We start from the raw sequence: 12,053 nt of genomic DNA, 5'->3' as shown, positions 1-12,053 counted from the left end.
TGGAGACAATGAAGGAAAAGTTATGGACCAAGCAATATATATTAGTGATCAGCATGACAATTCTCTTTTTTCTTAGTATGCAATCACTATTAGGCGGATTTCCCATTTATGTAGCAAACATGACGCAAGATCCAGCGAGCGGAGGATTAATGACAACAGCCTTTATGCTTGCTGCGGTTTTATCCCGCCCCTTTATTGGCGTGGTCATACCTAAAATTAATATGAAGCAATGGTTAATCAGATCGATTCTGTTTACGGTTGCGATGGTTGTGTTAAGTTATTTTACGACGTCGCTTGGATTACTAATTCTATTACGTGTGATGCAAGGGATTGGATTTGGTTTTATTACAACATTGTTTGCTACTTTGGCTACAAATTTAATTCCCTCGTCACGACTGGGAGAGGGGATTGGTTACTTTGGTATGTCGACAAGTATTGGCTCTACATTAGGGCCGATGATGGCCATTTCGATGATCCACTCATTCTCATTTAAGACTGTTTTAGTATTCTCATTCCTTATGCTTGTACTCGTTTGGCTTGCAAGCTATTGGGTTAAAAGTCCGCCGATTCTTGTGAAAGCGAATGATGAGCCAAAAGCCACCATTATGCAAGCGGCTTTTGATCGAAAAGCCTTTTTACCGTGCTTTCTCGTTATGTTGTTTTATATTACGTTTGCCGGTGTCGTCAATTTTCTTGATGGTCTAGGAGAAGTATCAGGTATAGGTGGGCAAACTTCGATTTTCTTTTTATTCATTGCTATTATGCTTGTAGCAACCCGGCCATTCTCAGGCATTATCTTTGATCGCTTTGGGCATAAGTATCTTATATATCCTGCTAGCTTTGCAGCAATAATTGGGTTGGTTCTCCTTGCAAAAATGGGGAGTATGTATACTCTAGTCTTCGCAGGAATCTTCTATGGATTTGCTTATGGTGTAATGCAGCCAACCTTCCAGGCTTGGGCTGTGAGTCAAGTTTCTACAGAAAAGAAAGCGACAGCTAACGCCATGTCTTTAAGCTTTATGGATTTAGGGCAAGCGATTGGGGCCTTTGCTTTAGGGCGTACTGCAGGGATTATTGGTTATCATTCCATGTATGGCGTAGCCGCTATCACGATTGCGGTATTATTAGTGATTTATCTCTCCATTCACCTAGTGATCAATAAGAAGCGTAGGCAGATCTTAAACCAAGAACAGGCCGATGTTGTCTAGTTTATCCCGAATTAACTGGCAGTAAGACCCCCACTTCAAGAATTCGAGGTAAAAACGAGAATGGTAAGTGGGGGACAACTGAAAGTCAAATACCCGATTGGTTCAGCCCTGCAGGACGCAGGTCACAAAGGCGTAGCGACTAGTGCAGACGAAGCGACAGGACGTCGCGTTTGAGTCTGCCAACAGGATGTTGCGAATTTAGCCTTTGATCCTTAACATTCAGTGGGGGATGAAAAAAACCCCACTGAATGAAGTTTCACTTTATTTTGTAAATGAGAATTTGGTTTCAAGCTGTGATAAAAAACAGCCTTACTAGGTGCAGGGATGATTGTGTACGATTGCTATTTTTACTCTGAAAGATGTTTTCCCTACCTATATTAATAAGGGATATTATTGCTTTTTGGGAAATGATATAGTATTAAGGAAGAGAAAGAAAATTGACTTTTCGATTATAGATTAATATGCTAAGATATGTACGTAAAATCAATATTAAATAATATTTATTATAAAACAAGACTGCCACCAGCAGGGGTCATACGAACGATTACACCGGGTTAAAATATCCATAACATTTCGTTATGTGTCATAGAAACGAGGTATAACACGATGTCTACAACGGATAAAAAAAGAGTCATTGTTCAAGAATTAATCGATCGCTTTGGTGATGAACTAGGGATTGAGAAACAAGTACAGAAATCTGAGAATTATATGGAAGCGATGCGCGACCTCATTGAGCTTTGCGGAGATGATCCAGATCGGGAAGGCTTAGAAGAGACACCATTTCGAGTGTTGAAGGCTTTTCTTGAGTATACAGAGGGGAATCGAGAAGATCCGAAACACCATTTGGAAAAGGTCTTTGATGTAGAGCATGATGGACTAATCATGGTTAAGGATATTGAATTCCATTCTATGTGTGAACATCATTTTGCTCCTTTCTTTGGAGTTGCTCATATTGCCTATATTCCAAATGAAAAAATTACGGGATTATCTAAAATTGCTCGTATGGTAGATGGTTATGCCAAACGTTTCCAAGTGCAGGAACGCTTATCCAATCAAATTGTGGATGCAATGCAAGAGGTCCTTCAACCACAAGGAGCGATAGTTGTGATTGAAGCGAAACATATGTGTATGTGTGGACGTGGTGTTAAGAAGTCAGATGCCATGACGGTGACCACAGCCACAAGGGGAGTCTTTGCTGAGAATCCTGATTTGCGGAAGGAATTCATGTCTCTACTTGATAAGTAATTTATCCCGCATGAAGGACAGTAATACCCCATGAAGTTTCACTTTAAAGATTTTGGAATAAAGCCTTACTGGGGGAGCATAAGAATTCAGTAAAATGTGAGTTTGGGGTGGATTCGTTGAAGCATGCAATGATTACAGCAGGCTCTAAAGGGATTGGAAGAAAGGTCACAGAACACTTTTTAAAAAAAGGTTGCTCTGTGACAATAAATTACCGGAGTGATATAGCAAGAGTCGAACAATTGCAGGAAGAATGGAAAGAGTATGAAGACCGAATTCTATTTCTTCAAGGGGATGTCACAAAAAAATCCGATATTACCCGAATGGTGGAAGAAACAATGAATCAGTTTGGGCGCATCGACTATCTTATTCACAATGCTGGGCCCTATATCTTTGAACGGAAAAAATTAATTGATTATGAAGACCATGAATGGTATGAAATGATTGAGGGAAATTTAAGTTCAGTGTTCCATTTTTCCAAACTTGTGCTCCCAATTATGAGGCAGCAACAATTTGGCAGAATGGTGACGTATGGCTTTCAAGATGCTGAGCAAAGTCCTGGCTGGATTTACCGATCTGCCTATAGTGCAGCGAAAGTCGGACTTGTTTCATTAACCAAGTCGATTGCCATTGAAGAAGCAGGAACCGGAATTACAGCGAATATGATTTGTCCCGGAGACATTACCGGGGAAATGAAGGAAGCGACTATTGAAAGTGCAAGACAAATAAAAGATCAAGAGACACCTGTAGGTCGTTCGGGCACAGGCGAGGACATCGCTAGATTAATTGGATTTATTTGTGAAGACGACTCTGATATGATTACGGGAAGTGTCTTTTCTGCTACTGGTGGAATAGAAGTGATACATCGTCATCGAAATTAGACCAATTTTCGACTTGGTTTACAGGATATATATAAAGCAGTTTGGAAGAAAAGGCTGAAAAAAGAAGGAGGGCGGGACAAGAGTGTTCTCACCAAAGAATCCCCGCTCCGGAAATATACTAAATAAACACTAAGAAAATCGCCAAAATGGCGACACCCCTGCGGGAATAGTATCAGCTGAAGATCCTAGGCCTGCGGCAAGGGAGCCCTTTTTGGCGATTTTTGATCTTTAAGACAGCCCCATTTCTTTATCCAGATGTCCCTATCTATCCGCTGTTGCTATTTTTCTTCTGAAAGAGCTGGTTAGTCTGGATAAGCGTTACAATGACACCATCCATGTTATTCCGTGAATTTTATCAAAGTCAGAGGTTTAGAATCTAAAAAGATAATCGGCATTTGCTACTCTGCGCGGATTTGCTCAGTTGCTCAAGACCATCTAGAGTTGGCATCATAATGCCTAAAACCACTAAATCAATGTGTCCATTATCTACGATTAAAATAGTAGGCTTCATCATGATATCAATCTCCTGTATTTTCACTCACATTCATATTGGCCATCTCTATAGATTCCAATTATAAGTTGTTTTCTTGTAAGGCTCAAATGCCATCCCAAGTTTATAACAACAGAAAAACACTTGATCCGGAATGAATCAAGTGTGAAAGAGAAACATTAATCGATCGCTTTAAAAAGAACAACTTCATCTTGTGTGATATAGTTGGATTTGGTATATGTTCGGATAGCTCCAACATTCTTCGCACCTGTTAAAATTTTTATTTCCTTCACTCCATGGGCATGCAACTTATTCTCTAAAAATTCTAACAGAGAAGTGGCAATCCTTTTATGTCTAGCTACTTCCTTTACATACATTTCAGTTATTTCTCCAAATAGATCTTCATAACAAAAGGAGGTGGAGATTTGCGCACAAGCAAATCCTACTAACTCGTTATTCTTAATTGCTACAGCCACTAACTCATTATTTTTTATAAGGCTTTCTGAAATTTTTAAAGTGGGTCTTCTAGTACCACCATTGAATTCCTGATTGAGAATGGAAAGTTCTCCAGAATCACTTACAGTGGCTAATCTTATCTCTACTGTCATTGGCTGCACCTTCCATTTTGTAATCTATCATTCCGAGGATATGATCCGCTTTACCTTGGGGGAAATTGGAATTTCCTATGGTATGTTGGTTGTTAGCGGTCCAATTATTTCTTCGTCTTTTTCTCTTTGGCATCTTTACTTTCTACACCTGTATGAGAAATCGATGTAACGCCATAGGTATATCGTTTGTCAGGATTAATATCCTGATCAATGAAAGTTGCTGTACCTTCTTGATCATAGATGATTCCTACGATATTTTTTGGATTATGATAATCTCCCGTCTTATTACCTTCAAATCGATAGATAACATATTTTTTAGCATCTGTCCGCTTTTTATTATTGATCATTATTTTAACAGAGTTTCCTTGCTTGTCCACATCAACATTTATCGGCTTTTTCGGTTGGTTGCTTCCATTCCAAGGAGTAGCAGGTGTCAAAGCTTTTGCTGTATAGATTTCTTCCTCGACAATATCAAAATAGCCAAGTGGATTTTTTAAAATATCTCTTAATGTAAAATGCATTTGTCCCTTTGCTATCCCATTCGCACGATTATCGATAATTTGCTCTGGAAGTTCGCGTGGATTATCCCAAGCAGTATCAAAATTATTATTGACTTTATAATCGGCCATTCCAATATAGAGATGCACAGGATGGACTTTGGCTTGTGTTTCTACCTGTTTACTCCACCAATCTAATAGAACTGAATAGCTGGCAACAGCTAACTGTCGGGACCAGTAGATTTGCGGAGTGATATAATCAATCGAACCATCTTGAATCCATTGTCGTGAATCAGCAAATAATTGATCGTAATGGGCATTCCCGTTGGTCGCGCTACCTGTCGGGTCATCGGCTTGATTCCGCCAAATCCCAGTTGGAGAAACCCCGAACTGAACCCAAGGTTTGATCGCTTTAATAATTTGATTGATGTCCTCTACAAGCTGACTCACATTATGTCTACGCCAATCTCCAATATCGGCAAAGTCACTCCCATATTCCTCATACGTTTTTTGATCGGGGAAATCTACTCCTGGATAAAAATAATCATCCATATGCACAGCATCCACATCATAGTTTGTCACTAATTCCCTTACCGTATCGATTAAATAAGCTTGAACATCAGGGAGGCCAGGATCTAAATAATATTGCTCGCCATGTTTCACAACCCATTCAGGATTCTGGCTCGCAATATTATCAGTGGCCAAATCTTCCAAACTTTGACTTGCCATTGTTACACGATAAGGATTGATCCATGCGTGTAACTCCATCCCATGTTCATGGGCAATATCTAGCATAATCTGTAAGGGGTCATACCCTGGGTCTGTTCCCTGCTTATTTCCAGTAATATAGCTAGACCAAGGTGCTAGTTTTGAAGGATATAAAGCATCTGAGGTCGGCTTTACTTGAAAAATAACCGTATTAAAATTTTTCTGTTCTAGCGTTTGGATCGTTGATTTTGCCCATGCCGTATACTCTGCCTTTGACATTCCTGGCTTCATATCAATATTGGTTACGGTTGAAATCCAGGAGGCCCGCATCTCTTTCTTTGGAGTCTGATTGGTGGCCTGAACAACGGGATTAAAACTAGTGAACAATAAAACACCTAAAGGAATTCCTACTAACATAAATTTCAAGTACGTCATTTTCTCCCTACCCTTCTGAAATGTTTGCTCATCATAATAGAATGCTTGTCCTATCGAGCCTCTTCTATATCTATGACTCTTGTAAAACAAATAGTAGTATGAATATGATTTTTATAAGGAGTTTCGCAAAGTAGAGAGTCGCTTTGTTTAAGAATGGCTTACTGTGGAGAAAAGAATTCCTGAAAAGATTCTACGCACCCAAAATCAAGTCGAAAAGCGTAAAAATGGTTCGTAGGAGGTTCTACGCGCCCAAAATCAAGTCAAAAAGCAGAAAAAGTGTGCGTAGGAGGTTCTACGCACCTAAAATTAAGTCGAAAAGCGTAAAAATGGTTCGTAGAGGGGTCTACGCACCTAAAATCAAGTCAAAAAGCAGAAAAACGGCTCGTAGGAGGTTCTACGCGCCCAAAATCAAGTCAAAAAGCAGAAAAACGGTTCGTAGGGGGTTCTACGCACCAAAAATCAAGTCAAAAAGCAGAAAAACGGCATGTAGGAGGTTCTACGCACCTAAAATCAAGTCAAAAAGCAGAAAAAGTATACATAGGAAGGTGTGTAACGAATTGTTTACGCTATACTATCCGCTAAACAGGCGCTAGTGCTTTTTTTCTGCAAACAGAGATGGTAATATAAAGGGATGTTCGAATAAGGCTTTTTTTCTATTAAAATAGGATTTACCCTACAGCAAGGAGAATATAGATGAAACGATTTATGATAATGATAGGTGTATTGATTATTGGGGGAACTGGGTTTTTCTTTTTTCAGCAGAATAGCTCAGCAGAAGGCAGAATCTCAACTCCATTTTCAATCGTAGAAAGAAGTGATTTAAGTAAAACACTGCCCGAAGGAATCACACTACCAGAGTTAGCGATCCAAGCAAAGGCCGTGATGTTGCTTGATGCGGATACAGGGCATGTATTATATGAAAAAAATAAGGATCTGGCCTTACCTCCAGCAAGCATGTCGAAAATCATGACAGAACTCCTTGTACTCGAAGCAATTGAGCGTCAGGAAATAAGCTGGGACCAATCTGTTACCCCAAGTGAGTATGTATGGATGATTTCGACATCACCAGGCCTGGCTTCGGTTTCTTTACAAAAAGGGCAAACCTATTCAGTTCGTGAATTATTTGATGCTATGGCCATTCATTCCGCCAATGATGCAGCAATTGCTTTGGCTGAAACGGTAGCGGGAAGTGAAGGGGCATTTGTAAAACTTATGAACGAAAGGGCTGAGCAACTCGGATTGGAACAAAGCCATTTTGTGAATAGTTCAGGCTTAAACAACCGTGACTTAGGGAAATACCGGTCAACAGGAGAAGCGAATGAGGACAATCAGATGTCTGCTCAAGATCTCGCCCGTTTGGCTCAACGCTTGCTTATTAACTATCCAGAAATCCTACAAACAGCAGAAAAGCCTACATTGACCTTTGGCTCAGATTCTTATGGAAATACGAATTTGTTGCTCCCTGGAGGAGGATCTAGTCTTGAGTATGCTGGAGTGGATGGATTAAAAACAGGCTTTACTGATGAAGCGGGTTATTGTTTTATTGGCACAGTGGAAAGAGAGGGTACAAGACTCATCTCAGTTGTAATGGGAACCGATTCATTGACTGCTCGTTTTACGGAAACAACGAAACTGTATGATGCAGCATTTTCTTTAATGGGAATATAAGCATTTTTTTGTACGTGAACAATATGAGACTTTAAAGGGTTTGACAATCTTGCCTATGGCTATTAGACTAGATAAAGATAATCATATACGAATTCCTCGCTAGGTGAGGCTCCTATGTGGAGAAACGCTGCTGCCCAGAAATGTCGAAAGACTCCAATGGGTCAACAGGAACCATCGACTTAAGGTGGTTTTTAATGTAGCTGGATAAATAATCCTATGCCACATAGTGCTAAAGCTCTGCGAAGGAGGTTTATTCACTATAAGTGAACTCAGGCTAAATATGCTGCTTTTTGCGGCGGATTCAGGCACGACGTCGCCTTCACTAGTACGTCCTGTCGCTTCACCTGAGTGATCTGCATCGCGCATGCTAGAATGTTGAACATCCTTCTTTGTAGAGGGGTGTTTTTTTCGTTTTTTGAGAAGTTTTAGCTTTAGGGAAAAAAGCGCTTGTGAGGATTTTGTTTCTAAGATGAAAGGAGGTGGTGGGGATGACTGAGCCCCCCGGGAGTAGGTGCATAAAAAATAAAAACAACATCCCCTCACCTTGGGGAAAGCATCTTTAGAAGGAGGTTCTCAATATGGACCACAGCATTTATGAGCACGAAACAACGGGCACATTAATGAAACAAGGATACGTTGCTTTACAAGAATCCTGTACAGTAGAGCAAGCTATCCTTCATTTAAGAGAACAAGTACAAGGAAAAAGAAATATTCATTATGTCTATATGATTGATGCCGATCAACAGTTAACAGGAGTATTATCGGTACGTGAATTATTAGCCGCAAACAATACAGAAGGGCTTGCGGATATTATGAAAAAGAATCTTGTTTATTTTTCAGCAGATTTGGACCAAGAAGAAGCAGCCAAAGTTTTTCGAGATAAAGATCTTGTTTCGATTCCCGTTGTTAATAAATGGAAACAATTGATGGGGATTATCCATGTAGAAGATATTATTGATGTTATTCATCAGGAGGCAGATGAAGATATTGGGAAGCTTACGGCATCTGGCAAGGAAATTGATTTTCAAACCCGTCCGATCGTAGCAGCTGGTAAAAGGTTACCGTGGCTCATCTTATTATTATTCATTGGACTAATTTCTGGGGGAATCATTGAAAGTTTTGAAGAAACATTAGAAAAAGTGGTCGCCCTTGCCTTTTTCATGCCAATGATTGCGGGAATGACCGGAAATACTGGCACACAATCACTTGCCGTTGTCGTTCGTGGACTTGTATCAGAAAAACTCGATTTGAAAAAGGCTACTAAGCTTTTATGGAGAGAATTACTTGTCGGAATTATTATTGGACTTACTTGCGCGATTATTATTGCGATTGTCGCCTATGTATGGAGAGGAAGCTTGATGCTTGGATTTGTTGTGGGTATCTCGCTCTTGGCTACGCTGATTATCGGGACACTTGCTGGAACGATTATTCCGCTTATCCTTTATAAGTGTAAAGCAGATCCAGCTGTTGCCTCTGGTCCGCTAATTACGACGATTAATGACATTCTATCCTTGCTTATTTACTTTGGCATTGCCACGATGTTTATTACAAGGATTATGTGAAAAGTCTATTCATTTTAGCGGTTTTGCTGTAATTCAAACCTAAAAAAGACATTGGGGTTGGTATTTATGCTTTTCTGGATTTTTATTTTAGGTGTTATCGCCATACCGGTCTATGCATGTACCAAAATGGTTTATAGTTTTTTCCCGAGATCATTCGCTAAGATGAGTGAGAACAAGAAGACTAGAGCCAGGAGAATCGAAGGATTAAGTTTTCTGGGCATCTTTTGCATTTTGGCCTTAGGTCTTTTCTTCGATAGTCACGGTATGCCTGGTGGAGAACCCTTAAAGGTATATGAACAAAATGGCATGTTCTTGAACGGATATGCCTCCCTTTCAGGGCATCATGTCTTTACCTTGTTTATCTTCCTATGTTTGAGCATGATCGCTTATTGGCTGTTAAATACTAAGAAGGTTAATCTTTCTCCTATTTTATATATGATTCAATGTGTTTTGTTACTTATATTGATCTTATTTACGATTGTATATTTGCTGCATACTGGATTTTTATATACAGATCTAATTGATTCACTAGGGATTATTTTGCTGCAAATTGGCTTGGGATCACTTAGTTTCCTCTATATTGCAAAACTGAATGAGTCAATGCAATCTTTCATAATGGTTCAAGCAGAGCAAGGGACTGAACATCCCAATGCTTTTATAGCTTTTCTTTTGCGTGTTACTAATCATTACCAAAAAATCCCTCGAGTATGGGCTCTTTTTCTCTTCCCGGTATTTTTGGTGATTCAACTTGTTTTAGTACTATTGGGACAACGTCCAGATAGTTCTATCCAAGCCTTTTTGGAGACAAGCAGTTTTCGGCTTTCTCAGATCCCGGCTCCCCCTCCGGAGATGGTACCAGGAGATGGCCATTATTTATGTACTGTCTCCGCTACGGGGCATGCAAGCTTGGTGAAGCCCATTCGTATGGGGATTCGTCATGGATCAAGAATAGTAGTGAACCGCCAGTTGTTAATTGCAAATGCATTTGAACATTTGCTAGAGGAATATATTCCAAAAGTCCATAAGCCTATTCGCCGTATGTATGATCATTACGGCTACCCTATTAGTAAACATATCCGGGCAAAATGGTCGGCTGATCTCGTTTATTTGTTGATGAAGCCACTTGAATGGTTTTTCTTAATTATTCTCTATATAGTGGATGTTAAGCCTGAAAATCGCATTCATGTCCAATATAGTGGCGCTCGGGAGCGTATATTTCCCAAAAAATAATGAGGAGTTTTTTTCGTGAATGAACAAGAGTATGATCACTTGCTTGGTGTTGAGACGACGGGCATACAGGATTGGTCTCTTCATTTAGCGCAATATCATCCCTATGAAGCAACACCTTACCAGGCACTTGACACGCTTTTTCGTGAATATGAATCAAGCAGGATGATTCATCTTGTTGATTATGGTTGTGGGAAGGGGCGCCTTTTATTTTATCTCCATCATCGTTTTGGGCTGTCGGGGACGGGGATAGAGGTGAGTAAGAAGCGCTGTGATGAAGCGGAGGCCAATCTAGGTCGTTATCGAGAGAGAACTGAAGGGGCACTTGATCATATTCAATTTACATGTTGCCCCGCGGAGACGTATCAGGTGCACTCCCGGGATCATTGCTTTTACTTTTTTAATCCATTTGCTGTTCATATTTTTAAAAAAGTTGTTGGTCAGATCCTAACGTCAGTGAAACAACATCCGCGTTCTGTTGATCTCATTCTATATTATCCGTCCTTAGATTATCTTGAATTTTTGGAGACTCATACTTCCTTTGAAATGTTGAAAGAAATACAAGTGGTAGATTGGTATGAACAGAATAAGAACGAGCGATTTCTAATTTATCGGATCTAATATTAAAAGAAGAGAAGGGTCTTATCCAGTAAGATTAGGACCTTTTTCTTTTGCTTTTTTAAGAGGAAACTTGGTTGCTTCTACGCATCTGAACTTTCCTTTTAAAAATTCTGGATCTTTACATTTAGCCCCCTTTCCCGCTATGCTAAAATAGGAAGAATCAGATGTAGGAAATAGGTGTTTTTTTGGATATATTTCTCTTTGTAATCATTATTGTATTTGCTTCTATTTTACAAACAAGTACGGGTTTCGGATTTTCCATTTTGGCTACACCATTCTTACTTTTGCTCTATTCTCCTATGGAAGCTATCCAAATTAATTTAATTTTATCGCTTATCATTTCTTGTGCATTAATTAGAAAGATTCGAAAGGATATCGACTTTCAAATTATAAAAAGATTTGTAATCGGCAGTATTGTAGGGCTCCCTGTAGGATTACTTATCTTTTTATTTGTGGATATTCCCCGGCTAAAATTGGGAGTAAGTGTCATTATTTTGCTTTTAACTTTGCTTTTGGTTATGAATCTTCGCATTGCACGGACAAAACCGAGAGATTTTATAGCAGGCGGTTTATCAGGAACGTTAACAACGAGTATTGGCATGCCTGGTCCGCCTCTTTTACTTTATTTCTCGGGAACGGATACAGAGAAGGAAAAATTAAGAGGGACAACCTTAGCTTTTTATCTCTTTATCTATCTCATTAGTTTACTAATTCAGGTGATATTTGTTGGGACAAATCAAACGGTCTGGATTTCGAGTGTTGGAGCTTTACCGCTTGTATTTATAGGCCTGTTTTTTGGGCAAATTTTATACCGTTGGATCAACCAACGCTATTTTCGGATTTTCACCTATATTATTTTGTTATTTACAGGGGTTTATTTGCTTATTGCTCGTTAAGACTTATTAC

11 protein-coding genes and 1 riboswitch are annotated in these 12,053 nt (G+C 39.5%); of the genes, 8 read left to right on the top strand and 3 right to left on the bottom strand.

What is annotated here, in order from left to right:
- Positions 1-8: 8 nt before the first annotated feature.
- The 3 genes from KI375_RS02415 to KI375_RS02405 all read left to right on the top strand — a co-directional run bounded on the left by KI375_RS02415 (position 9) and on the right by KI375_RS02405 (position 3,331).
- A complete protein-coding gene (locus tag KI375_RS02415) occupies positions 9-1,208 on the top strand; it encodes an MFS transporter (RefSeq protein WP_244852207.1) in 1,200 nt (399 codons plus the stop codon).
- A 606-nt stretch (positions 1,209-1,814) separates the two neighbouring features.
- Positions 1,815-2,453, top strand: coding sequence for a GTP cyclohydrolase I FolE (folE, locus tag KI375_RS02410; protein ID WP_212971930.1), 639 nt, complete (start codon positions 1,815-1,817; stop codon positions 2,451-2,453).
- Between the two features lie 116 nt (positions 2,454-2,569).
- Complete coding sequence (locus KI375_RS02405) at positions 2,570-3,331, top strand: SDR family oxidoreductase (protein WP_212971929.1); 762 nt, start codon at positions 2,570-2,572, stop codon at positions 3,329-3,331.
- A gap of 376 nt (positions 3,332-3,707) precedes the next feature.
- Here the strand turns inward: KI375_RS02405 and KI375_RS02400 are convergent, their stop codons facing one another.
- The 3 genes from KI375_RS02400 to KI375_RS02390 all read right to left on the bottom strand — a co-directional run bounded on the left by KI375_RS02400 (position 3,708) and on the right by KI375_RS02390 (position 6,069).
- Positions 3,708-3,845: a response regulator gene (locus KI375_RS02400; RefSeq protein ID WP_212971928.1), complete on the bottom strand. Its 138-nt coding sequence runs from the start codon at positions 3,843-3,845 to the stop codon at positions 3,708-3,710.
- Positions 3,846-4,000: 155 nt separating this feature from the next.
- On the bottom strand, positions 4,001-4,429 hold the full coding sequence (locus tag KI375_RS02395; RefSeq protein ID WP_212971927.1) for a GNAT family N-acetyltransferase: 429 nt from the start codon (positions 4,427-4,429) through the stop codon (positions 4,001-4,003).
- Positions 4,430-4,533: 104 nt separating this feature from the next.
- Positions 4,534-6,069, bottom strand: coding sequence for a glycoside hydrolase family 10-like protein (locus KI375_RS02390; protein ID WP_212971926.1), 1,536 nt, complete (start codon positions 6,067-6,069; stop codon positions 4,534-4,536).
- A 693-nt stretch (positions 6,070-6,762) separates the two neighbouring features.
- On the opposite strand from KI375_RS02390, the gene KI375_RS02385 reads away from it, so the two are divergent.
- The 5 genes from KI375_RS02385 (at position 6,763) to KI375_RS02365 (ending at position 12,043) form a co-directional block, all read left to right on the top strand.
- The gene (locus KI375_RS02385; protein WP_212971925.1) at positions 6,763-7,737 is read left to right on the top strand and encodes a D-alanyl-D-alanine carboxypeptidase family protein; all 975 of its coding nucleotides are present in this window, start codon (positions 6,763-6,765) and stop codon (positions 7,735-7,737) included.
- Positions 7,738-7,825: 88 nt separating this feature from the next.
- A riboswitch (M-box (ykoK) riboswitch) is annotated at positions 7,826-7,992 on the top strand.
- Between the two features lie 323 nt (positions 7,993-8,315).
- Positions 8,316-9,299, top strand: coding sequence for a magnesium transporter (gene mgtE, locus KI375_RS02380; RefSeq protein ID WP_212971924.1), 984 nt, complete (start codon positions 8,316-8,318; stop codon positions 9,297-9,299).
- A 66-nt stretch (positions 9,300-9,365) separates the two neighbouring features.
- A complete protein-coding gene (locus KI375_RS02375; protein WP_212971923.1) occupies positions 9,366-10,529 on the top strand; it encodes a DUF6688 domain-containing protein in 1,164 nt (387 codons plus the stop codon).
- 15 nt (positions 10,530-10,544) lie between these two features.
- Positions 10,545-11,147, top strand: coding sequence for a class I SAM-dependent methyltransferase (locus KI375_RS02370; protein WP_212971922.1), 603 nt, complete (start codon positions 10,545-10,547; stop codon positions 11,145-11,147).
- Between the two features lie 185 nt (positions 11,148-11,332).
- A complete protein-coding gene (locus KI375_RS02365) occupies positions 11,333-12,043 on the top strand; it encodes a sulfite exporter TauE/SafE family protein (RefSeq protein ID WP_212971921.1) in 711 nt (236 codons plus the stop codon).
- Positions 12,044-12,053 lie beyond the last annotated feature (10 nt).

It is taken from the genome of Bacillus sp. J14TS2, assembly GCF_018333015.1.
Taxonomy (GTDB): domain Bacteria; phylum Bacillota; class Bacilli; order Bacillales; family Bacillaceae_C; genus Lederbergia.
This window is presented reverse-complemented; position numbering and strand designations above follow the sequence as displayed.

What these genes read in the sequence shown, in the direction of transcription:
- KI375_RS02385 (WP_212971925.1), top strand. Translation starts at nt 6,763, where the DNA reads ATGAAACGATTTATGATAATGATAGGTGTATTGATTATTGGGGGAACT.
- KI375_RS02395 (WP_212971927.1), bottom strand. Translation starts at nt 4,429, where the DNA reads ATGACAGTAGAGATAAGATTAGCCACTGTAAGTGATTCTGGAGAACTT.
- KI375_RS02390 (WP_212971926.1), bottom strand. Translation starts at nt 6,069, where the DNA reads ATGACGTACTTGAAATTTATGTTAGTAGGAATTCCTTTAGGTGTTTTA.
- KI375_RS02375 (WP_212971923.1), top strand. Translation starts at nt 9,366, where the DNA reads ATGCTTTTCTGGATTTTTATTTTAGGTGTTATCGCCATACCGGTCTAT.
- KI375_RS02415 (WP_244852207.1), top strand. Translation starts at nt 9, where the DNA reads ATGAAGGAAAAGTTATGGACCAAGCAATATATATTAGTGATCAGCATG.
- KI375_RS02400 (WP_212971928.1), bottom strand. Translation starts at nt 3,845, where the DNA reads ATGATGAAGCCTACTATTTTAATCGTAGATAATGGACACATTGATTTA.
- folE (WP_212971930.1), top strand. Translation starts at nt 1,815, where the DNA reads ATGTCTACAACGGATAAAAAAAGAGTCATTGTTCAAGAATTAATCGAT.
- mgtE (WP_212971924.1), top strand. Translation starts at nt 8,316, where the DNA reads ATGGACCACAGCATTTATGAGCACGAAACAACGGGCACATTAATGAAA.